We start from the raw sequence: 22,538 nt of genomic DNA on the forward strand, positions 1-22,538 counted from the left end.
TTTTTCTGTTGGGAGTAAAATTTCTGTTATGACTTCGTTACTAGCTAAATGATATTTTTCTATCCCATCCAGGATAAAGAAATCTTTTAGTGCAACGGTTCGTTCTCCATTTGGCCCACAATTTTTAAGCTAGCATCCAAGCTTAATAAGGCTGGTGCAGTGTCGCCAGAATAAGCTGCCCAACAATATTTACCGCCTGGAGCTACATGGCAAATATCTCCATCTTTTTTTAAGCAAAAATTACAGGATTTTCGCCAAAAATATGATTGATTGTACCAATGACAACGTGTGTCTAAACAAATGTTGCCGCCAAGAGTCGCCATATTACGAATATTTGGCCCAGCCACCACACTAGCTGCACTAGCTAAAACCGGATATTTAGCTTTAATTTCAGTATTTTTAGCAACTTCTGATAATGTAGTTAATGCTCCAATAGTTAAACCTTCGGAAGTTTGCTTAACTCCATGTAAATCTTTAATTGCTTTAATATCAAGCACATATTCTGGTGCAAAAAGTCGATTACGTAAATTTATTACAAGGTCACTGCCACCAGCTAAAACCTGTAAATCACTATGTTTAGCAAGTAAATCTATTGTTTGGGGAATAGTTTCTGGTTGCAGCACTGTAAATTGTGGCATCGTGATCATAGATTTTTTCCTGTCTTCTTTTTATTTAACTCTTTTAAGATTTTTTCTGGTGTAATTGGTAGCGAAGTAATCCAAACACCTACAGCATCATAAACAGCATTAGCAATTGCAGGAATTACACCTGCTAACGAACCTTCGCCAGCTTCTTTGGCCCCAAAAGGCCCTTCAGGATCAATACTTTCTACAATAATTGTTTCAATTTCTGGAGACTCAATTGCTCCAGGGCTTTTATATTCAAGCAGGGAAGGATTAAGTGTTAAGCCTTCAGAGGTAAAAATTTGTTCTTCTTGTAAAGCTTGGCCTAAACCCATCCATACCGAGCCTTCAACTTGACCTTCAACCGCAAGAGGGTTTAATGCTCGACCACAATCATGCGCTACCCAAATTTTATTTACTCTAACTTGCCCGGTTTCAGGGTCAACGCTAACATCTGCAACACTAGCACTATAGCTATAAGCCACGCCTGGCCCAACGCCAGCACCCTTAAACCGTCCTCCTTGCGATTCTGGAGGCGGTGTATAAGCTCCTTTTCCAATTACTGTTCCGCCATGCTCTAATGCAGCAATTAAAGCTTCACGAAAAGCTACTGAGCGTTCCGGGTCATATTCAACATAAATGCGTTCATTTTTACAAATTAAATGTTCTGGTGATTCTCCTAAAACCTCTGCTGCATGACGCAGCAATTGATTTTTAACATCACGAGCAGCAAAAAGCGCGGCATTACCAGCCATAAAAGTTACACGGCTAGAATAACTGCCTAAATCAACAGGAGTAATATCACTATCTGCGGCAATTACTCGAACTCTTTCTAGTGGTAGCCCTAATTCTTCTGCAACTATTTGAGCTTGAACAGTTTCCGTCCCTTGTCCAATTTCGGCTGTACCTGTAAAAACAGAAACTCCGCCATCAATATCTATTTTAATGCTGACATTTGAATGAGGCATTTTTCCACGTACAATTGAATTTGCTGCACCAGAAACATAATGACTTCCACCCATACCAATGCCACGGCCAAAAGGCATTTTTCCATGTTTTTCTGTCCAGTTGGCATGCTCCATAGCTTTTTCAACACATTCTTTATATCCATAAGAAGTAACACGTAAATCATTGACTGTCTTGGTATTTGGTTTAAGCATATTTTTTAGTCTTACTTCTGCTGGATCTAGTCCTAAACCTTCAGCCAACCGATCCATCATTACTTCAAAAGAGTAGCGGACGTTAACCGTTCCATGTCCACGCATTGGGCCACAAGCAGGTTTATTAGTTACTACTCGGTAGCCATCAAACTTAATATTATCAATATCATAGAGTGCCGCAATTAACGCGCCTGAGTAAAGAATTGTGACAACACCATAACTACAAAAAGCTCCGCCATCCTGAATAGTTTTGACATAAACACCAGTTATTTTTCCGTCTTTACGCATTCCTAGCTTGATATGCACAAATTGATCTGGACGACCTCTATGAGCATAAAAAACTTCTTCACGAGTGAATGTAATTTTGACTGGTTTTCCTGTTAATTTAGAAAGTAGTGACGAACAAACATCACAAGAAAAAGTTTCACTCTTGCCGCCAAACCCACCACCAACAAAGGGTTTAATTACACGCACTTTGCTTGGGTGCATTTGCAAAGCTTTAGCTAAACCACGATGTACATAATGAGGCGTTTGTGTAGATGTCCAAACTGTTAATTTTCCATTAGCTTCATAATTTGCTACCGCGCAATGAGGTTCCATTGCGGCATGAGTTATGCGAGGAAACTTAAAATCATCTTCTAAAACTAAATCAGATTCTGCAAAGGCTTTTTCTATATCGCCAAAGCTATGATGATATTTTTTCTCAATATTGCCAGGGCGGTCATTATGAATTAGCACATCTTTAGCCGCCATAGCTGCTTCTGCATTAAGATAAGCTGGTAAAAGCTCATACTCAACGTCAATTAAATTAATTGCTTGTTCGGCTATTTCTTCGGTAATTGCAGCTAGTGCAGCAACTTCCTGACCAACATAAATTACTTTATCAACTGCTAAGGCTGTTTCATCTTGACCTATTGGCAAAATACCATATTTAACCGGCGTGTCTTTACCAGTGATAATAGCTTTAACACCTGGCAATGCTAATGCGCGGCTAGTATCTATTTTAACAATTCGAGCATGTGCATGAGGGCTTCGCAAAATCTTTCCATAAAGCATACCTGGCAATTTAATATCATCAGCATAAATAGCTGTTCCTATCACTTTAGGCACACCGTCAATCATTGGTGCAGATTTGCCGATAACAGAAAAGTCTGTTTTATTACTATTTTGATATTCTTTACTCATAAGGTTATTCCTTTTATGCAAAAAACGCATCTATGGGTTCAGGCTTGGTTATATTTTCTATAAATTCTGGATATGTAGCCGCTTGTTGTACTGCTTTAATAATTTTGGTGTAACCTGTGCAGCGACATAAATTATTTGAAATAGCTTCTCGAATCTCTGTTTCTGTAGGGTTAGGATTATTTGTTAACAATGCTTTTACACTCATTATCATGCCAGGTGTACAGTAACCGCATTGCATTCCGCCTTCAGTACAAAATGCTGATTGAACTCGATTAAGCTGATTATTTTGTGCTAAACCTTCAATAGTAGTAATTTCTTGTTTTTGATGACAAACCGCTAACATCATACAAGAAAGCACTGGCTGACCATTGACTAACACAGTACAAGCCCCACAATCACCATCATCACAACCATGTTTTGTGCCTGTTAATGAAAGATCTTCGCGGATTGCATCCATCAAACTGCGGTTAGCAGGGACAGCTATTTGCTGGACTTCTCCATTGATATGAAGTGTTATTAATTGTTTTTCCATGAAATAAAACCTTATATAAAATTTAGTGTGCAATATAAAGTTTCTAATTTAATATCTTGAGACGTTAGGGTCAATCAAACAAAACCAAGTATAAGGATTTCTAATAATTTAATCTAAAAAGAAAAGTGACCAAGGATAGAATTAAAAGTAACTATAAGCCAATAGGATTTTATTAAAGTAAAAAATAGTTCCCACTTAAGCATAATAAAGTAGTTAAATTAGTTGATCATAGGAAAAGTTAATATGAAAAAAATAAACTATGTAATGTGCATAATTTTTTTTCTAATTCTGCATTTTGGTTTGGAGAATGTTTTAGCACAACAACGAAAAGTCCTTTATTTTGGAGGCACTCAAAGCCCTTCTCCAGAATTACAAGAAATTGTGGATGATCTTTGTAATACACGAACTTCACAAATTCCTTACAACAATCTTCCTAAGCAAACTAAATATTTTGTCCGTATAGGGGAGCGTGATTATTGCGTAAACTTTAATCCAGAAAATAAAAGCTATAGATTAAACAATTTAGCTAAGCTAGGCACAACGCCATTTGTTTTTATAACAACACCAGAAAGCATATATGGACGTTCTTTGCTAGAGATTTATCAAGATATAGGTTATGAAGCTGAAGAAATAATTAGCTATCAAAGAGGAAAAGATATGGTAGCAATCATATTTCGTTACCCAGATGAATATAGTTTTTTAGAAGAGAAAAACGCTAAACTTCCCATTAAATGGGCAGAAAGCGTCTATATTCCTACTTGGCAAAATATGTTTTCTTTATTTTCAATGCTTGCACTAGATAAAGAGAACCCTTTAGCTTTAGACGATGAGACAAAACACTTTATAGTAAGTTTTACTGATAAAGGGAAACAAAGGGTTGAAAAAACAAACTATGGAAAATTAAAAGAATTACAAGGCGACGACTGGCGATATAGAGACTTATTACAAAAAAAAATGTCTGTGTTTAAGCATTTTCGAGGTAATGGAAGAACTCAAAACGAAGTATTTGATCATGAAGGTACAAAAGGCTTAGGTTTACCTGAATTTGTTGGCCCAAATTTAATCTTACAACGACTTCCTGAAATAGCAGTTGTTGATTTAGGGCAACTTATTATTGCTGATACATATAGCCATTGATTTACTCTTTTTTGCTTTCGTATTTAGTATTAAAAAAGGTAGCTTATGAATCAAATAGATGATGCTTTTGTAGCAGGACAATTAATGCCCTTAGATCCTGACTGGGGGCAAATAACAGCAGGATTTGTTTATATTCCTAAAGGTGAGTTTATGATGGGTTCTGAAAGCAGTGATTGGGAAAAACCTGTTCATAAGGTAATAATAAGTAAAAGTTTTGAGATGTGCAGATATCAAATTACACAACAACAATGGCAAGCCGTTATGGGTAAAAATCCGAGTAAGTTTAGAGGCGATAATTTGCCAGTAGAAACGGTAAGTTGGTTAGATGTGCAGAAGTTTATAACTAAGCTCAATGCTAAAAGTAATAAATACGTTTATGCTTTGCCTACAGAAGCACAATGGGAATATGCTTGTAGGGCTGGTATTACCGAGGACTATCTAGGTAATTTAGATGATATAGCCTGGTATCGTGAAAATTCTGCTAGCACAACGCATCCAGTAGGAGAAAAGCTTCCTAATTCATGGGGAATCTATGATTGTCAGGGCAATGTATGGGAGTGGTGTTTGGATTGGTATGGAGATTACCCAAATGAAGAAATAATAGATCCCGTAGGTGCTAGTTTAGGGTCATATCGTGTTATTCGTGGAGGCAGTTGCATAAGCCTTCCTGCTCGTTGTCGCTTGGCATCTCGTTATATAAACCTGCCTGCTGACCACTATTTCACTATAGGTTTTCGCCTTGTGCGAAACATCAAATAAGTCAAATTAGCTAAGTAAAAAAGTTTGTTTAGTAACAATGAGTTGAGCCAAAGCTTAAATTTTGATAATAACCATTGACACAAGGTTTTAAATCCTCCCGTTAAGCAAACTCAACATTAGGAGATTAAATGCTTTCACCGCAACTGCGTCGCAAGATTTTTGATCTTTGGACTAAGCTTTGGTCAAGTGGAATGACTAACCCGCTTACATCTATTGAGCAAATAACTTACCTACTTTTTATAAAACAAATGGAAAAAGTAGACAGTGACCGACAAAAGCCGGTAAAGCTCAATTTATGGCTCTCGGAGCAATTGTAATCTGCCTCATTATTCTAATGTTGCTGATAATCTTACTTGTTTAGGACATAAGAAAATTGCCGATGGTCTTATATCAAAGAAAATCCAGATCCTAACCATTTAAGCCAATATATATTTCCTTGGCTACGAGAACTTGAAAATATACTTAAAGAAACGAAATAATGATTATGGGCTAAGAAAAACTACTAGATATATGGAAGATGCCTATTTTCAATTTCCCCATATAAAAGACACTTTAGTTGCTACCATTTCTACACTTGACGAGCTTTTCCAAAATGTAAGGAGAACACACAACTAGCGACGATATAATGGGAGATATTTTGAGTACCTGTTAGATGAGATACAAACATCTGGTAAAATGGGCAATTTCGCACCCCTAGACATATTACCCGCTTTATAGTGCAACTGCGATCCTAAACCAGGTCAGCGAATACTTGACCCAGCAGCAGGAACTTTGCGGATTTTTAATTAATACTATTCAACATATCTTACAGGAAAATACTGCCCAGAAAATCTACGTTTAGAATGGGATGGCACTGCCTATCGTTTAGATGGAAAACTGCTTAGTCAAACTGAAAGGATAAACTCTTTGATAGACAGTATTTTCTGGCTACGACAATGATCGAACTATGGTAAGAATAGGTTGGATGAATATGGTCTTGCATGGTGTAGACAATCCAATCATTGAACGCCAAGACCCTTTAAGCAAAGGTTCAGAAAAATTTCCTACACTTCTAAGTAATCATTATGACTTAGTAATGGCTAATCCTCCTTACACTGGTACGGTAGATAAAGGAGATTTACATCAAACCCGTTTCCTACTAAACCAACTAGCAGTGTTGAAAATGCCGAACCAATTACAACCAAGTGAATTACTTTTTGTTTGGCTAATGCTAGATGTTTTAGCCGTTGGAGTCGTGCAGCAGTAATTGTTCCTGAAGGGCTTTTATTTAATTCATCTAAAGCGCACGTAGAACTTCGTCGCCAATTATTGTTTGAAAATAACTTAGAGGCTGTAATTTCTCTACCTGGGAACATTTCAGCCTTATACAGGTGTAAAAACTTCAATTTTAATATTTCAAAAAATAGGTCGTAAGCTAGCCTTTGGTGAACAACCTCGGACGGAAAAAGTTTGGTTTTATGAAGTTGCGGCTGATGGTTTTACGCTAGATGCTAAACGCAACCCAAAAGCAGAACCAATGATCTTGGGATGCAATAGACAAATGGCCTGACAAAACTGTTGGTAGTCTTGATTATTACCAACCAACATTTTACCAACAAAGATGGCGTTTAGTTGATGATGAGACTATTAAAGTTTTTCCTGAATTAATAACAAAAAGAAAAATAGGGTTCGTAGCATTCATAAGGTTATTTAAGGAACTAGCGGAAAACCCTGATGAAGCAACAGCACAAATTATAGAAGCACAACAGTCACAAATCTTAGAGTTATACAAGCAAGATAAAAATATAACGGGCTTTTTTGGTGGTGTCCCTCAGTTGAAGTGATGAATAAGCAGAAAGCAAGATATAACCTCAGATAAGTAGAAACTATAAAATCACTGAGGTTATAATGAATTGGGAAACGTTGTATTGTCCAAATAATAGCTGCAAGTACTATGGAAAACGGTTTGAACAAGGTTTAATGGTAAAAGATGGAAGCAGTCACGGAATCAAGCGAGCATTATGTCGTGGCTGCGGAAGGAAAATAGCAATGACTTACGCCACAGCATACTTTGATATGGAGGCAGAACCAGCTATTTTCGAGATGGCAGTGCGAGCATTGGCGGAAGGAAATTCCATTCGCAGTAGAGCGCGGATTGTGCAAGTGGACAAAGATACAGTATGTGATTGGTTGAACAGAGCAGCCAAGCAAAGCCGTTTAGTAACGCTATACCACTGGCAAAATCTTCACATAAGTGAATGTCAGTTAGACGAGTTATGGAGTTTTGTACATACCAAAGAACAACATCTTGAAAGTGCAAAACTTATGTGTGAAAGCTACGGAGATGCCTGGGTGTGGATAGCATTTGCTCCTCTTTGGCGACTAGTTGTAGCATTTGTGGTTGGTAAACGAACGCAAGAACAAGCTGACCTACTATTAGCAAGAGTTCGTGCTGTTAGTAATGAGCATGTCCCTTTTTTTACAAGTGATCAATGGGGTGCATATGATGAGGCACTATTAAAAGTGTATGGAGAATGGTATCAACCTCAAAGGCAAGGTAAGAGAGGGCACTACCCATTACCACAACTTCGTCCAACTCCGAGCCTTTTATATGCCCAAGTTGTAAAGCGGCGAGAACAAGGACGAGTTGTTGAAGTAACACGCAAAATTATCTTTGGAGATGAGGAATCTATAAAGAGCAAGCTTGATGATTCTTCAAACAGCACAACTATCAATACTAGTTTTGTTGAGCGAGATAATTTGACTTGGAGAGAGCGCAACCGCCGATTGACACGCAAAACTACAGGGTTTTCTAAAGATTTAACATGGATGGAAAAACAGTTCTGGCTATCTATGGCTTATTACCATTTTTGTTTGCCTCATAAGAGTTTACGCCAAAAACTGCCCCAATTAAAACCGACCAGAGGTAACGGTAGCCCTCAAAAGTGGAAACAAGTTACTCCTGCTATGGCTGCCGGCATGACCGATCATATTTGGACAACTTCTGAATTGCTTGGCTATCGTGTGCCTGCAACCTTTTTAGATACTTTGAGTACAATTCAACATTTGTTTCCTGAATTTGATAGTTCTCATCACTTCAACTGAGGGACACCACCAATTTTTAATGCTGCAATAAATGAAATGTTAGTAAGTGAGGGCAAAGATTTTCCAGCTTTTGCTCGCAAAGCACTACAGCCTTTGCTCAAGGAAGCTAGCGAGGTTAGCGAGGTTTCAGACAATAGCGAAGTTGTAAAGCTAACAAATGAGCAAATCCAAGAAAAAGTAAGACAAATTGTAAAGGAATTTGCCAAACTAGATGGTTATACTGTTAATTTGCGTACAGTTAAATTGAATGAACCTAAAAATGCTTTAGATGAAACTAAAAGTTGGTTTGCACCTGTACGAGTTTTTGCACATCGAGACGATTGGCAAAGTGCTGACGGCAAAGTCAAGGGTAGCCACGATGAAGTAGGCCGAGTTCGTTTAGAATACCTAGCAGATCCAAGCATTTACAACAAAAATAAAGATGGTGTCAGTGATGGCACAATGATAACAGAATATCTAGCGTCTGATAGTAATTGCATTGAATTAAATAATTTCAATCTTTCTGCTGCGCGTTATAAACCTTTTGTTGTTAAAAAAGATGACCATGAAGCACCAGCAAAAATCATTCGAGAGCTACAAGCCCTAGAAACCCGCATCCAAGACGGTTTAAGCAAGTTATTAACAATGGTGGAGGATGTGGAATGATTTATAGATCCATATTTCCACAACTTCCTAAAAAGTTGGATGAAATACCTTTTCGGAAGTTTTAATGGATGTAACTGGCGGCAACAAAAATACAAACTCAACACTACTTAAAAAGGTATTTTGCCAATAATGGATCAAGGTCAAGAAGAGATTGCTGGTTATACAAATGATTTATCTTTGCAAGTGCAAAACTCACTTCCATGTATTTTATTTGGAGATCATACAAAAATAGTAAAGTTTAGAGATAAACCTTTTGCTTTAGGTGCAGATGGAGTAAAAGTTTGGATTCCTAATACAAAAAATAGTGGATGCTGGTTTTGCATTTTACTTTAATGAGACAGATCCCATTACCAAAAACAGGATATGGGCGACATTTTAAATTCTTAAAAGATACTTTTATTCCCCTCCCACCGCTTCCCGAACAGCGTCGCATCGCTGCGATACTTGAGCAAGCAGACGAGTTGCGACAATTGCGGCGTGAAGCAGGCGAAAAGGCGGAAAAGTTGTTGCCAGCATTGTTTGATGAGATGTTTGGAGAAATAAACTCCTCATGGAAGGAAGTTAAGTTAGGAGATGTAATTGCTTATCTTCAGCCTGGAAAAAGTATTTCTGCAAATCTGAGCCAGCAAAAGAAGGGAAATGTTGGGTGTTTTTAAGTAAGCTCAGTAACTTCTGGATATTTTAAAGCACAAGAAAATAAAGAATTACCAGAAGATATACGTAATATAGATGAATATGAAGTAAAAGTAGGGAATTTACGTGTTAGTCGTGCAAACACACAGGAACTTGTAGGTGCATCTGCCTTGGTGCGCGAAATTCCTAATAAACTTATTTTATCTGATAAATTATGGAGGGTAATTCTTAAACCTAATACTGAAACGAATCTCTATTTTCTTTATGTGTTGTTAAATACAAACAAAATTAGAAAAGAAATAAGTTTGAGAGCTTCAGGAACTAGTGGTTCAATGAAAAACGTTTCACAAGAAGATTTTCTTGATATAAAGATTAAGCTACCACCAAAAGCTGAACAAGATCTCTTTTATCAAAAAGTTCTACTTTTTTGGAAAAACATATTTGATAATCAAACAAATTCCAACTCAAAACTTGATAATCTCTTTCAATCCCTTCTCTCTCAAGCATTTACAGGTGAGTTAACAGCGACTTGGAGAAAAACATGCTGATGAATTAGCCAAAGCAGCACAAGAACGTGATGAAATGTTAGCAAAACAAAAAATACGCTTAACTTCGTCTGCTAAAAACGTTCAAGTGTCTTCACAACTCACACTTGGACAACAGGATCAGTTATGTAGTAAATTTTTAGCGGAGCTAAAGTCTAGCGAGGAACAATATAAAGTCTATCAAGTAGCTATTTCCAGAAACTAAATATTTTACGGCAGAAACTTTGCAGAAAAATAGACTCGTTAAGCTCTACTTTTGTAAAAACATAGCTTGGAACTTTTTTGAGGCTGTTGGGTTAATTATGAAAGTTAGCGTTCCTAGTTATATTACTGGTGAAACTAGGTTGTGTCTGCTTATCGTGCTTTATGGCCTAAAGATATTAAACTAGATGATGAATTTGTGGACAATAAAAATTATGACAACAGGGATGGTTCAAAAATAGGGTCACTCTAACAAATAATAAATTATTATGAAACTTCGTTACTTGCGAGTTTGTAATCAGCCACCTCTAAAAGATATAAAAATAGACTTTAGCCATGGGCCTATTCTTGGCCGAAATTGTGCTATTCATTTGTGTTGGTGTTAATGGAAGTGGTAAAAGTAGGCTACTGCAAACAATAGCAGAAATATTTCTTAGCCTAGATCCTAATTTTGGTAATCAACAAGTCTCAATTCCAGATTTTCCTGTTACTCTAGCTTATGACTTAGGTAAAGATAGTGTTAGAACTGTTTATCTACGCCATCAAGAAAATTGCGCTCAAAAGCTATATTCATTGAATTTAAGAGGGTGCTAAAAAGGAAGAAATAACAGAATGGGAAAAATTACCAGAACTGCTAGAAGAAAATGCTAACTCCTTAGACTTAGCCACAGAACTACCATTATTTCAAGATTTGCCAAAAAATGCTTCTTTATCAAACATTGTCGAGAAAAATACTATGGTAATGATATGCCTGGTAGAGGCGATATGATCAGACATCTGCCAAAAATAGTTCTAGCTTATACTTCTGGTGCTACTAGTATTTGGGAAAGTATATTTACTCGTATAAATATTGATTCAGAGGCTCTTACTGATGTAGATAAAGATAGTGAAAGACCTTTAGGTTGGAACTCTTATAAAGAACAAGAATTAAGAAAAAAAACAGATGAACCAATACCAGATTTAGAAATTGAAAGTGCAGACTTAGAGGAAAGAATATTCTCTCAAATAGGCATTTTAATTAAGCCTGATGACTTAAAATTGGCTTTCTGCGCTGTAGCCTTAGAGCAGGCAATTAATGATTTTGAAAAGCTGTCAACAGAAGGGGAAAAACATAAATTTATTCAAGATATTAACCAATCTGTAGAAAATCATAAAAGAATGTCTGGGCTGCGAGGGATATTAAACACTGTTGATTGGCTTTGGCCTATAACCATAAGTTTACGTATAAATTACCAAGCATCAAAAATTACTAAGCTGCAAAGAAGAAGCTTTAGGAATTTATCAAAAGCTACTACAGCAATAGTAAGAGATCCTGAGCCTGGCACAGGTCGCTTATTTGTATTTGATTTGCAGCAACCAAGTAAAATTTCAAATAACATTAATACTGCCGTAGCTTTATATGAAGCTATCACAAGACAAGATAAAAAAGATTCTACACCATTTGATTTTTTCCATAAGTTGTATATTTGGAAGCAAGAAGGTTTATTGATAGATGTACAAATAGCTTTTCGCAAGCGCAACTTAACAGATATCTTGCTCTATGATTGGCTTAGTGATGGAGAACAAGTATTTTTAGGGCGAATGGCTCTTTTTCCATTTATTAAAAGGCAAGGAAGATGCTTTGCTACTTTTAGATGAGCCAGAAACACATTTTAATGATTTATGGAAACGGGAAATCAGTGATATTATTGACGAAAGCCTAGGTCAATCAACTTGTAACGCTGTTATAACTACACATTCAAGCATTGCATTAACAGATGTGTTTGATAATGAAATCTCATTGTTAAAAAAATCTCCTATGGATAGCATAATTTCTAAAATAGACACTCCTATTCGTAGTTTTGGAGCATCTCCAAACGAGATAATGAGAGATATTTTTGATGCACCGGAAACGGTTGGACAACGGGCGGCTAAGTTTTTGGATCTAGCCTTAGTTTTGGCTTCAAACCCAACAGAGTCTAAAGTTTTGCTAAATTTAGCTGATAATTCAAATCTTGAAAACCAAGCTGAATATAAACATCTTTATGAAGCAGCTAAAGAACTACCTCTATGATTATGGCGATGAAGATCAGCTTAGGGAAATCTTTATTAGGCATCTTGCAGTCATTTAGAGATTATGCTAAAAACAGTAGTCCCGAAGAAAACAAACTGATAAGCGCGTTGGATGTTTTAGAAAAGAAATTAGAGCAGGTTATTACCAACTAGAATTTCGCAGGCGTTTAAGAGCATTAAGGAAAAATTACAGTGCTTCATAGAATAAATTATCCTAATTGTCGTACTCAATTAGAGAAAATCTTAGAATTTCAACAACAAGTCTTAGAAATGGTTTGTGATCCTGCTATTTCTTTACCATTGCAGGAAACCGCAGTAAAACAAAGGTTTAGTAATCCAGATGTTGGTGATTGGTTATGGCGGAAGTTATGGAACTATGGCAACCCAAAGAATGGGACAAGTAAATTCCACAAATATTTAGAGGAAGCTATAGTTGAAGTACAAAAAAATCCCTCTGTAGGCCAAAGTATTGTTGATGCTTTTGTTTCCCCAAAGCACATTTTCCATTTTTATCTATTCATCCAGCTAATTTAACTCCTATTTGCCATCAATGTAATGCTTCATTTAAGGGTGAGAAAATCCCAATAGATATTAATAACAATGAATCATTGCTAGACACATTTCACCCTTATGAGCGACCTGCTATTGAATATGTAAATGTAGAAACTAATATAGATACTGTAGGAAGATTGCAAGTAGTAATTAGAGATAGGCAAACACAACAGTCAAAGCGTGTTGATAACCTTAACAGTATTTTATCTTTAGAAAAACGTTGGACAGATAGATTGCATAGAGAAATAGGATTGTTAAGAGATCAAATAGTTGACGAAGGAAGGAAAGAAAATATAACTAGTAAAACAAGAGAAGAGTTAGAAAGTATTTTGATAGATATTTTAGATACTAATAGAATAAGTTGTAATGAAAGAAAAAGTAAACATCCAAACTATGTAATTCGATCTAGTTATATGCAATATGCAATGTTGAACTATTATGAATTTGATATGTTAGTTGATCAGTTTTTAGGAGTATAGTTTTAATCTAAAAAAATTGTGAAAGCTAAAGACATCATTTCAACTAAAGATAGATTACACGCTTCAATTTAGGTAAAATTACTCCACTAAATGTTATGCAAAGGGCTGTGTTTTTCTTTAAGCAAGTTTAAAGAAAGAAATAATTACTTTTCGTCGGAACTGCTATTTTCATCACTAGAGGTGTCATCTTCATCTAAAGGCTCAAGCACTGGAACAGGGTCATATGTCCAGGTGGTAGAATCTTTTTCGGGAGTATAGTATAGATCCTCTGTGTTAACTACAGCATAACCTTGTGATCGGTCTCCTAAGCGTCCAACAAGGCCAGGTTCCTTAATTGAGTTGTCATTTTTGTGACAACTACCTACATGCGAAGTTCCGCAACAGATGGTAACAAAATTGCCACTACCAGCTAACTCTTGGGCTAGTGTTGTCCAGTATTCATTTGCTATTGGAACTCTACAATCGTCTACCCATTCAGGCGTTGGATTCTCTGGAGCAGTGGTTTCATTTTCTCCTGGGATGATCTTAAATCCTTTTTCTCTTAGGATGTTTACTTCAGGTTCTATAGACTTAGAGATTGGTTCTTTTGACTCTACAATCAAGTAAAATATTGCTGACTGTCCCATTGATCCTGGAATGTCTGGGAGTGACTCTAGGTTAAAATACGCTACTAGTGTGTCTAGGCTTGCATTTCCATGAAAGGGGTCGCCTAAAACCAAGTATCTACCTGCTAAACCACTGAAAAATCCGCGCAACACTTCTTTTGTACCCATAATATATCTTTCTCTCCTCACAAATTTGACAATATAAGGAAATTATTAATCCTTGCACAATGTAAGGCGAGATTTATGCTCATAACACGTCATGAAGAATGATGTTTTATTATATTTCAGCAATATTAGCTAGGTTTTTGCAATTTGCTGTCAAGGTTGCTGTTAGAGTTAAAGAGTTGATAGTTAAATTGTGTTAGAAGGTTTATAACTTATTGATTTTATTAGGTGGTGCAAGGTGGGCCCTCCAGGATTCGAACCTGGAACCAACAGATTATGAGTCTGCTGCTCTGACCGTTGAGCTAAGAGCCCGTTATTGAAGTATTTACTAGAAAAATTTTACTCAAAAATCAAAAATTTAGTGTGGTTGAAGGTCGAGATTATTGCACAGCTAATTTGCAACTGCAAGCCGTTGTAGCAGGCTAACGGGCGTTTTTAAAATAATTAAAGTTACTTTACATTAATATAATAATTTATTAACGAAAAGTAACTTTATTCACTTCTATTAAATGATAAAACTTAAGCTATGCCTAAAGCATCTTTAACTAGTTCTTGTTGTTCTAGTTGGTGAATGATTTGCGAACCAGTAGCAGGGCTAGAAGCCGCTAATCTGCCAACATATCGTAATTTACGTCCAGCGGGTAATAGTTCCGGCAGACGCTCTAAAATAAATGACCAACTACCCATATTTTTTGGCTCTTCCTGGGCCCAGACCCAATCATTTGCTTGAGAATATCGGGCAATGGTTTGAGTTATTGCTTTATATGGGAATGGATAAAGTTGCTCTAATCTAACTATTTGCGTAGATTCAGACTTACGCGCTGCTAATAAATCGTAATAAACTTTTCCACTACAGAAGACTACTCTATTTACAGGCTCTTTTGGATCTCCACCATCTATAACAGGATGGAATTGTCCATTAAGGATTTCACTTAATGGAGAACAAGCAGCAGGAAGCCTTAGCAAGCTCTTAGGTGAGCAAATAACCAAAGGCTTAGCTAATTGTTGTTTAATTTGCCGTCTAAGCAAGTGGAAATATTGGGCAGCATTAGTACATTGGCAGACTTGCCAGTTGTAATTAGCTGATAGTTGCAGGAAACGTTCTAATCTAGCACTAGAATGTTCTGGCCCTTGTCCTTCAAATCCATGAGGAAGTAGCATTACTAGTCTGCTAAATTGATGCCATTTTTCTTCACCTGCTGCAATAAATTGATCTATTAAGACTTGAGCAGTATTAACAAAATCGCCAAATTGAGCTTCCCAAAGCACTAATGAGTTGGGGGATGCTACGCTATAGCCATATTCAAAGCCCAGGACGGCTGCTTCTGAAAGTAGGCTATCATAAACCTCGCAAGGTGCTTGATCTTTAGAGATATGTTGTAAAGGCATCCAAAGTTTATTGGTGTCATTGTCATAGTAGCCAAAATGACGTTGGCTAAAAGTGCCACGAATACAGTCTTGACCAGTTAGTCTAATATGTGTTCCTTCTAAGGCTAATGACCCAAAAGCTAAAGCTTCAGCAAATCCCCAATCCAAGGGTGCTTCACCATTTCCCATTGCTACACGTTTGGTAATCAGAGGTTTAAGTTTTGGATTGACATGGAAATTTTCTGGAACTGAAGAAAGTGCGTTAGTAATTTGAGTTACAGATGTTTGAGAAATATTAGTTGCAGGGGTTTCTAGAGTTATGTTTTTATCATCAATGGAGCTAACACAAATGATTTCTTGTTGGCTAGCACGTTGTTTTTTGATGATTCCCTTAACTTTTTGCTGTATTTCATCATAGCTTTGCATGCGTTTATTGACTAAAGCTGCAAATTCTTCTTGTGAAAGCAAGCCTTCTTTAATTAGCTTATCGCTATAGAGTTTACAGACACCGGGATGTTGTTTAATTTGTTGGTACATAAGAGGTTGAGTATAAGTAGGCTCATCACCTTCATTATGTCCATGTCGGCGAAATCCAACTAAATCAATAATTACATCTTTTTGGAATTCTTGTCTAAACTCAAAAGCAAGGTTTAATACCCAATAAGCAACATCTGGATCATCAGAATTAACATGGAAAATAGGGGTTTCTATAATTTTTGCAATATCAGTGCAATAAAGTGAGGAACGAGAAGATTCAGGAGAAGTAGTAAATCCTATTTGATTATTGATAACAATATGGAAAGTACCACCATTTTGATAGGCTTTTAATCCTGATAAACTAAGTGTTTCTGCTACGATACCTTCACCTGCAAATGCTGCATCACCGTGTAGCAAAACAGGTAGCACACGACTTATTGCATTATCATTTAGTAAATCTTGTTTTGCTCTAACAATACCTTCAACTACAGGATTTACAAATTCTAAGTGACTAGGATTAGGCACAACACTAATGTTAATATCACGGCCACTAGATGTTTTACGTTGTCCTACTGCACCTTGGTGATATTTAACATCGCCTTGGTCATGAACAAAGTCAGGGTGTACAGAGCCTTCAAAAATTGTAAAGATCCGTTCACAGAATTTACCAACAACATTAGCTAGAACATTTAATCGGCCTCGGTGAGCCATTCCTAAAGTAATATCTTCTACACCAGCCGCAGCGGCCATTTCAATTAATTGATCTAGAACAGTAACTACGACTTCTCCACCTTCTATAGAAAATCGCTTTTGACCTAAGTATTTAGTATGTAGGAAACGCTCGAAATATTCAGCACAAATTAATTTCCATAAAATTTGGCGGCGCACTTCTGTTGGAGGAAGTTGACGAGGCATTTCTATGCGTTGGCGCAGCCATTCTCTTTGAGCTAAATTAGGCAAGTAGCGAAATTCTATACCTACCTTGTCACAATAGGTTTTTCTTAATAATGCTAGAATATCTCTAAGTGTGGCACGTTCTTTTCCTAGCAAAACCGCCTGTAAAAAACTCTCTGTCCATATCCCAAACGCTTAAGCCGTAATGCTCAGGTGTAAGCTCTGGGTGGGTATAATAAGGCATTTGTTTTCTTAAAGGATTAACATTAGCAGCTAAATGTCCTCGTAGCCTATAGGCAGTAATTAACTCTAATACACGAGCTTGTTTTTCTACTAATTCATTATGAGGAGTTCTTAAGATGGCTGGATGGCGGTCAACAGCCCATTTTACAGGAGGATAAGGAGCTTGTAAGTCTAAAAAGATTTGTTCATAAAAGCTATCTTCACCAACTAGTAAACGGTTTATTTCTGCTAGGAGTGAACCAGATTCGGCTCCTTGAATTACTCTATGGTCATAAGTACTAGCTAAGGTGCAAACTTTACTGATACCTAGTTGTGATAAAGCTTCGTCTGACATTCCTTGATATTGTGGAGGATAATCAATTGAGCCTGTAGCTAAGATTAAACCTTGGCCTGCCATTAGACGGGCATTAGAAGCTGTAGTGCCAATGGTTCCAGGATTAGTTAAAGTAATTGTAGTGTCTTGGTAGTCTGTCACCGCTAATTTACCTGACCTTGCACCGCTAACAGCCTTATTATAAGCCTCAAAAAATTCGGCAAAATCCATTTCATTAGATTTTTTTATATTTGGCACAAGTAAAGTGCGTGAGCCATCTGGCTTACTAATATCTACTGCAACACCAATATTTACATCTATTCGGCGAACTCGATGCGGCTGACCATCTACAATAGTAAAGGCATCATTAAGATTAGGGAATTTTTGTAATGCTTTAACTAAAGCCCAAGCAATCACATGGGTAAAAGAGATTTTTCCCATATGTTGGGAGGCAAGATGTTCATTAATTAAACGGCGATTTTCTTCTAAGACTTTGATAGGAATTTGTCTTTGAGATGTTGCAGTTGGAACAGACAAGCTTGCTTCCATGTTATCAACTAATTTACGTACTGCTCCACGCATTGGTATAAGTTCAGCATTTGGTTTTACTTCTGCTGTTGGAGTAGTTTTACTAGTTATTCCATTGTTGGAAGTGGGGGCAATGGCAGTGCTACTTGATTGGCTATATCCATTTGTTGAGGGGACTATGGCACGAAAATAATTTTGCCATTCTCCTGTTAAACTATTTGGGTCAGCTTGAAACTGTGATAGTAGCGACAGTACATAGCTGGCATTATGACCAAATTCAGCAGTAATTTTTGCCAATAAATCAGAAGTATTTTCTTGTTTTGTTGTCATATTAATATCTTCACTTAGGTTAAAATCTGTTGCCATTAGGCTAAAAAACTTAATTGTTAAGATTTATCCAAACAGTTTAGTTTGGGTATAAAAATTAAATGCTTCTAAAGTTTGTTCTCTACCAAAACCACTAATTTTATAACTACCATAGGAGGAAGCACTATCAAATATATCGTAAATATTAATTCAGATAGTGCTAGCTTTACTGGTACTACTCATTTTGCACCTCAAGAAATAGAAGTTTTAATAAAAGAAGTATTTTACTTCAGATTAAAAGATTGCCAACACATTTAGACGAAAAAACAATGTTATGTATTAGAAAAACAGATATTTAAGGAATGTAAATTTTTAAGCTTAAAAATTAATTATGTCAAAAATGACAACTCTGCCAGCTTTGACATAATTAATTAATGACAAAAGTGACATTTTATAAGCCAAAACATATAAATAAGAACTTAAAATTAAAATATATAAATATTAAATGTAATAGATGCAATATTTATAAAATTTCTGGACAAATTAAAAATTCTTGGCCCAAGAGTTGCCATAGTTTATCTGCAAATAAACAAAAATAAAGTTTAGAGGAGATATACAAATGTTAAATACTGCAAAAGTTACTTATATTAATAATACTGTAGAAAATAAGATCAAAGAAGCTATTAAAGAGGCTATAAATTTTTCTAATCCTGCTGAACATAGAGCAGAAGCTAGAATAAGCTTAAGCTTAAAAATGTACTTAAGACGAACAATCAATAACACTACTTATTTTCGTGCTGTAAAAACAGAAAATGTTTCCCTCAATGGTGCAAAAATTATTTGTGATGTGCCTTTAGAACAAGGAGCAGAGCTTATATTTTCTGGGTTAAATGGCAAGTTTTCAGCCGTTGTAAAGGTTCGACATGTAGCTAGTCATAATGAAGGTGGTTGGGCAATAGGGCTAGAATTTATTAAAAAAATAGGTAAATGGGTTGTTATTAATTAGTAAAATTTTTCAAATCTTTCTGTAAAAACATGCCCCCTGTCCTACAAAAGGACATCTAAAAAAGCTTAGTGAATTTTCATTAAGCTTTTTTCTTTTTAGCAAGCTATTTTTTTTCCTCCATTTGTAAGCGTCGGTAAGCCTCACTTTTGCTTATTCCTAAGCTTCGCGCTACGGCTTTTAACGCTGCCATTTTATCTAAATTATTATTTATCATTTGATCTTCTATCATTTGGCTTAAGCTTTTATCTAAATTAGGTATTTCTGTTGTCGGATCGGCAGGAGCTATTACTAAAACTAATTCACCTTTAAGAGGATGTTCTAGTATACAGGTACTTAAGTCTGATAAGGTTCCTCGCAAAAACTCTTCATGTAACTTAGTTAACTCTCTAGCAATAACTGTTTTTCTTATCCTAAGGATTTCTTGGGCATCTATTAGAGTTAGCGAAATTCTATGAGGTGATTCATAACAAACGACTGTATAAGGCAATGATTTTATTTCTTCTAGTTTTTTGCGTCTTTGAGCTTGTTTAGAAGGAAGAAAACCTATAAAAAGAAATTCATGACTTGGAAGACCTGAGCCGATTAGAGCAGGTAAAATGGCTGAAGCACCAGGGATTGATACAACAGAGATTTGAGCTTCAATAGCTTTTTGAACTAAAACAAAACCTGGGTCAGAAATTACAGGTGTTCCAGCATCGCTTACTAACGCAATTGATTCACCTAAGCTTAGTTTGCTTAATAAATATTGACTACGTTCTTGTTCATTATGTTCATGATAACTAATTGTTGGACAGTTAATTTGGTAATGGTGAAGCAGTTTGCTGGTTTGGCGAGTATCTTCACAAGCGATTAAAGAAACGCTTTTTAAGATTTTTAATGCTCTTAGGGTAATGTCTTCTAAATTTCCTATAGGAGTTGATACTAAATAAAGGGTTCCTGGCATAAGTAATAAAGTTGGTAAAAATAAAAAAGTGAGCTTGCAAGCTCACTTTTTTATTTTGAAAAAAATTTTTAGATAAAATTAGTTATTATCATCACTACTAGAACTTCCATCATCACCACTATTAGAAGTACTACGTTTTAAGGTTGGCCGGCCTGATGGAGAGCTAGATTGATTATTGTTATCTGAATCTACACTACTACCACCACCATCATCACGACGTTTTAAGGTTGGCCGACCTTGTGGATCTGAAGTGTTATCATCAGAATTTGTATCACCAATATTTCCATTGTCATCACGACGGCGTTTTAAGGTTGGTCGGCTATCACCACCACCAGAAGTAGGATCACCGTTGTTTATACCACCTTGACGGCTACCACCAGAAATTGCTAAAAGTCTTGATTTTACTCGATTAAAATCAGAAGTATTAACAACATATTCATCTTTTTGTGGGAATAAAGTAATTAATTGACGAAGATTTGTTGCGCGATCTCCTGTTGCTGGATGAGAGCTAAACACAGAAGCACCTTTACTATCTTTTTTAGCTAGTTTTTCAAATACTGTTATCATTCCCATTGGGTCATAACCGCTTGCCCAAGCATATTGCGCACCTAAAACATCAGCCTCAGTTTCAGCATTACGGCTAAACTTAAGAAATGTTAAGGGAATAGCCAAATTAGCAGCAGAACGAGCAGCAATTCCAATTGGGCCACCTAGGAAAATCAAAGGAATAGAACCAAAGTTAATTAATTGTCCTTTAGATACTTGTTCTGTACCATGACGGGCGGCTACGTGAGCAATCTCATGTGCCATCACACCAACAATTTCAGATTCTGAATCTGCGGCTAGGATTAAGCCTTTGTTAACAAAAAAGAAACCGCCTGGTAAAGCAAAAGCATTTATTTCTTCAGAGTCAACAACTTTAATTGTAAAAGGTACTTTAGCATCAGAGTTAAGAGCAATATTTTGTCCTACTCGGTTTATATATTCTGTGACTATTGGATCATCTATAAATTTAAGTTGGCGTTCGGCTTCTGCTGCTAAACCTTGGCCTACAGCAATTTCTTTTTCTATTGAGTAGAAATTGATTTGGCGTTTATTGATGTCACGTTTACCAACTTTTTCTGGATCTTTATTAGCTTCTAGCTTAGATTTGCTAGTAGTAGCATTTTTTTTATCTTTATCATTGTCTTTGTTATCTGCATAAGTAGGCACAGCAGAACAGAGAAATAACATAATAACAGCGAGTAGGGAAACTTTGTAATACTTGCTCATAAAAACTCCTAGATTATAAAAACTTTATTAATTTACTAGGTCTGATTATATCTTTGCGTTATTAGCCAATATTGTACAACATCTTGGATTAAAAACAGATAAGAAAGGTTGATTTTTTTCGGCAAGTTTACGGATTTTTTTAAGAAAAATACTGTTAAGTAGAATTTTGATTGATAATCCTAACAAATTAAATATCTTATAAACAGGATAATTACTAGCTATATGAAGATTAGAAAAATACATAGGATAATAGGAATAGCAATGCTCTTACCCTTATTTGGATGGGCAATCACTGGGTTTATATTTTTTCTTAAACCGGGTTATCAAGAGGCATATGAGTTATTAGCAATAAAAACTTACCCAATAGATTCAGATGAGCCGATAAATATTAGTCCCAAACCCATTTGGCTAGAAGTTAGATATCTTAAAACTATCTTAGGTACTCACTTATTGGTAAAAACCTTTGAAGGTTGGCAACATTTAGATCCAATTACTTTATTACCAAAACAAACACCAACAGAAAATGAAATAAAAACTTTGGTTACAGATGCTTTTTCCTTAAATCCAAATCGCTATGGTCAAATCTTAAGTATTAACAAACAGGCAATAGTGACTAATACGAATATAACTATATCTTTAGATTGGAATAGGTTAAGTTTACAACAAACAGGTAAAGATACTAAGTTTATTGATTTTCTTTATAAAATCCATTATCTACAATGGACTGGAATTAAGCTTTTAGACCAAATATTAGGCTTATTAGGCTTAATTTTAATAATATTGCTAAGTGTTTTAGGAATTATGCTACAGATAAATACCAAGCAAAAATAG

24 protein-coding genes, 1 tRNA gene and 1 pseudogene are annotated in these 22,538 nt (G+C 36.0%); 18 read left to right on the forward strand and 8 right to left on the reverse strand.

Going from position 1 to position 22,538, the window contains the following annotated elements; genetic code table 11:
- Positions 1 to 86 precede the first annotated feature (86 nt).
- Genes IPK14_16120 through IPK14_16130 form a run of 3 tightly spaced genes read right to left on the reverse strand, consistent with a single transcriptional unit; the run spans position 87 to position 3,500 of the window.
- Positions 87 to 647, reverse strand: coding sequence for an FAD binding domain-containing protein (locus IPK14_16120; GenBank protein MBK7994847.1), 561 nt, complete (start codon positions 645 to 647; stop codon positions 87 to 89).
- Entirely contained in the window at positions 644 to 2,968 is a 2,325-nt protein-coding gene (hcrA, locus tag IPK14_16125) for a 4-hydroxybenzoyl-CoA reductase subunit alpha (GenBank protein MBK7994848.1), read from the reverse strand. The genes IPK14_16120 and hcrA overlap by 4 nt, the downstream gene beginning before the upstream one ends.
- 13 nt (positions 2,969 to 2,981) lie before the next feature.
- Entirely contained in the window at positions 2,982 to 3,500 is a 519-nt protein-coding gene (locus IPK14_16130; GenBank protein MBK7994849.1) for a (2Fe-2S)-binding protein, read from the reverse strand.
- A gap of 243 nt (positions 3,501 to 3,743) precedes the next feature.
- On the opposite strand from IPK14_16130, the gene IPK14_16135 reads away from it, so the two are divergent.
- The 16 genes from IPK14_16135 (at position 3,744) to IPK14_16210 (ending at position 13,587) form a co-directional block, all read left to right on the forward strand.
- Positions 3,744 to 4,637 (forward strand): hypothetical protein, encoded by an 894-nt coding sequence (locus tag IPK14_16135; protein ID MBK7994850.1) that lies wholly within the window; start codon positions 3,744 to 3,746, stop codon positions 4,635 to 4,637.
- 45 nt (positions 4,638 to 4,682) lie between these two features.
- On the forward strand, positions 4,683 to 5,396 hold the full coding sequence (locus IPK14_16140) for a formylglycine-generating enzyme family protein (protein MBK7994851.1): 714 nt from the start codon (positions 4,683 to 4,685) through the stop codon (positions 5,394 to 5,396).
- Positions 5,397 to 5,524: 128 nt separating this feature from the next.
- Positions 5,525 to 5,713 (forward strand): type I restriction-modification system subunit M N-terminal domain-containing protein, encoded by a 189-nt coding sequence (locus IPK14_16145; protein ID MBK7994852.1) that lies wholly within the window; start codon positions 5,525 to 5,527, stop codon positions 5,711 to 5,713.
- Positions 5,714 to 6,342: 629 nt separating this feature from the next.
- Positions 6,343 to 6,642, forward strand: coding sequence for an SAM-dependent DNA methyltransferase (locus IPK14_16150; GenBank protein MBK7994853.1), 300 nt, complete (start codon positions 6,343 to 6,345; stop codon positions 6,640 to 6,642).
- Positions 6,597 to 6,809 (forward strand): N-6 DNA methylase, encoded by a 213-nt coding sequence (locus tag IPK14_16155; protein ID MBK7994854.1) that lies wholly within the window; start codon positions 6,597 to 6,599, stop codon positions 6,807 to 6,809. Before IPK14_16150 ends, IPK14_16155 begins: the two co-directional genes overlap by 46 nt.
- A gap of 546 nt (positions 6,810 to 7,355) precedes the next feature.
- Complete coding sequence (locus tag IPK14_16160; protein ID MBK7994855.1) at positions 7,356 to 8,480, forward strand: helix-turn-helix domain-containing protein; 1,125 nt, start codon at positions 7,356 to 7,358, stop codon at positions 8,478 to 8,480.
- A gap of 36 nt (positions 8,481 to 8,516) precedes the next feature.
- Positions 8,517 to 9,125, forward strand: coding sequence for a hypothetical protein (locus IPK14_16165; protein ID MBK7994856.1), 609 nt, complete (start codon positions 8,517 to 8,519; stop codon positions 9,123 to 9,125).
- A 129-nt stretch (positions 9,126 to 9,254) separates the two neighbouring features.
- Positions 9,255 to 9,458, forward strand: coding sequence for a hypothetical protein (locus IPK14_16170; GenBank protein MBK7994857.1), 204 nt, complete (start codon positions 9,255 to 9,257; stop codon positions 9,456 to 9,458).
- Complete coding sequence (locus tag IPK14_16175; GenBank protein ID MBK7994858.1) at positions 9,434 to 9,781, forward strand: restriction endonuclease subunit S; 348 nt, start codon at positions 9,434 to 9,436, stop codon at positions 9,779 to 9,781. The genes IPK14_16170 and IPK14_16175 overlap by 25 nt, the downstream gene beginning before the upstream one ends.
- A gap of 147 nt (positions 9,782 to 9,928) precedes the next feature.
- Positions 9,929 to 10,306 carry a restriction endonuclease subunit S gene (locus IPK14_16180; protein ID MBK7994859.1) on the forward strand — a complete coding sequence of 126 codons (378 nt, stop codon included), beginning with the start codon at positions 9,929 to 9,931 and terminating at the stop codon, positions 10,304 to 10,306.
- Between the two features lie 34 nt (positions 10,307 to 10,340).
- A complete protein-coding gene (locus tag IPK14_16185) occupies positions 10,341 to 10,508 on the forward strand; it encodes a hypothetical protein (protein MBK7994860.1) in 168 nt (55 codons plus the stop codon).
- 356 nt (positions 10,509 to 10,864) lie between these two features.
- Positions 10,865 to 11,098: a hypothetical protein gene (locus IPK14_16190; protein MBK7994861.1), complete on the forward strand. Its 234-nt coding sequence runs from the start codon at positions 10,865 to 10,867 to the stop codon at positions 11,096 to 11,098.
- Between the two features lie 153 nt (positions 11,099 to 11,251).
- Positions 11,252 to 12,142 carry a hypothetical protein gene (locus IPK14_16195; protein MBK7994862.1) on the forward strand — a complete coding sequence of 297 codons (891 nt, stop codon included), beginning with the start codon at positions 11,252 to 11,254 and terminating at the stop codon, positions 12,140 to 12,142.
- Positions 12,126 to 12,557 carry a hypothetical protein gene (locus tag IPK14_16200; GenBank protein MBK7994863.1) on the forward strand — a complete coding sequence of 144 codons (432 nt, stop codon included), beginning with the start codon at positions 12,126 to 12,128 and terminating at the stop codon, positions 12,555 to 12,557. The genes IPK14_16195 and IPK14_16200 overlap by 17 nt, the downstream gene beginning before the upstream one ends.
- 191 nt (positions 12,558 to 12,748) lie before the next feature.
- The gene (locus IPK14_16205) at positions 12,749 to 13,090 is read left to right on the forward strand and encodes a hypothetical protein (GenBank protein MBK7994864.1); all 342 of its coding nucleotides are present in this window, start codon (positions 12,749 to 12,751) and stop codon (positions 13,088 to 13,090) included.
- A 74-nt stretch (positions 13,091 to 13,164) separates the two neighbouring features.
- Positions 13,165 to 13,587 carry a hypothetical protein gene (locus tag IPK14_16210; GenBank protein ID MBK7994865.1) on the forward strand — a complete coding sequence of 141 codons (423 nt, stop codon included), beginning with the start codon at positions 13,165 to 13,167 and terminating at the stop codon, positions 13,585 to 13,587.
- 143 nt (positions 13,588 to 13,730) lie between these two features.
- Here IPK14_16210 and IPK14_16215 read toward each other — a convergent pair whose 3' ends face one another.
- From IPK14_16215 to IPK14_16225, 3 genes and pseudogenes are all read right to left on the reverse strand, one after another.
- Positions 13,731 to 14,360 carry a hypothetical protein gene (locus IPK14_16215; protein ID MBK7994866.1) on the reverse strand — a complete coding sequence of 210 codons (630 nt, stop codon included), beginning with the start codon at positions 14,358 to 14,360 and terminating at the stop codon, positions 13,731 to 13,733.
- A 236-nt stretch (positions 14,361 to 14,596) separates the two neighbouring features.
- Positions 14,597 to 14,669: transfer RNA gene (locus tag IPK14_16220), tRNA-Ile, on the reverse strand.
- 207 nt (positions 14,670 to 14,876) lie between these two features.
- A pseudogene (locus IPK14_16225) lies at positions 14,877 to 18,510 on the reverse strand (multifunctional oxoglutarate decarboxylase/oxoglutarate dehydrogenase thiamine pyrophosphate-binding subunit/dihydrolipoyllysine-residue succinyltransferase subunit).
- A gap of 595 nt (positions 18,511 to 19,105) precedes the next feature.
- Here IPK14_16225 and IPK14_16230 point away from each other — a divergent pair.
- Entirely contained in the window at positions 19,106 to 19,492 is a 387-nt protein-coding gene (locus IPK14_16230) for a PilZ domain-containing protein (protein MBK7994867.1), read from the forward strand.
- A gap of 103 nt (positions 19,493 to 19,595) precedes the next feature.
- Here IPK14_16230 and rsmI read toward each other — a convergent pair whose 3' ends face one another.
- Both rsmI and IPK14_16240 read right to left on the reverse strand, forming a co-directional pair.
- Positions 19,596 to 20,435, reverse strand: coding sequence for a 16S rRNA (cytidine(1402)-2'-O)-methyltransferase (rsmI, locus tag IPK14_16235; GenBank protein MBK7994868.1), 840 nt, complete (start codon positions 20,433 to 20,435; stop codon positions 19,596 to 19,598).
- A 78-nt stretch (positions 20,436 to 20,513) separates the two neighbouring features.
- The gene (locus IPK14_16240) at positions 20,514 to 21,668 is read right to left on the reverse strand and encodes a M48 family metalloprotease (protein MBK7994869.1); all 1,155 of its coding nucleotides are present in this window, start codon (positions 21,666 to 21,668) and stop codon (positions 20,514 to 20,516) included.
- Between the two features lie 300 nt (positions 21,669 to 21,968).
- Between IPK14_16240 and IPK14_16245 the strand changes: the two genes are divergently transcribed.
- A complete protein-coding gene (locus IPK14_16245) occupies positions 21,969 to 22,538 on the forward strand; it encodes a hypothetical protein (GenBank protein MBK7994870.1) in 570 nt (189 codons plus the stop codon).

The sequence above is a fragment of the Blastocatellia bacterium genome (genome assembly GCA_016713405.1).
Taxonomy (GTDB): Bacteria; Acidobacteriota; Blastocatellia; order Chloracidobacteriales; family JADJPF01; genus JADJPF01.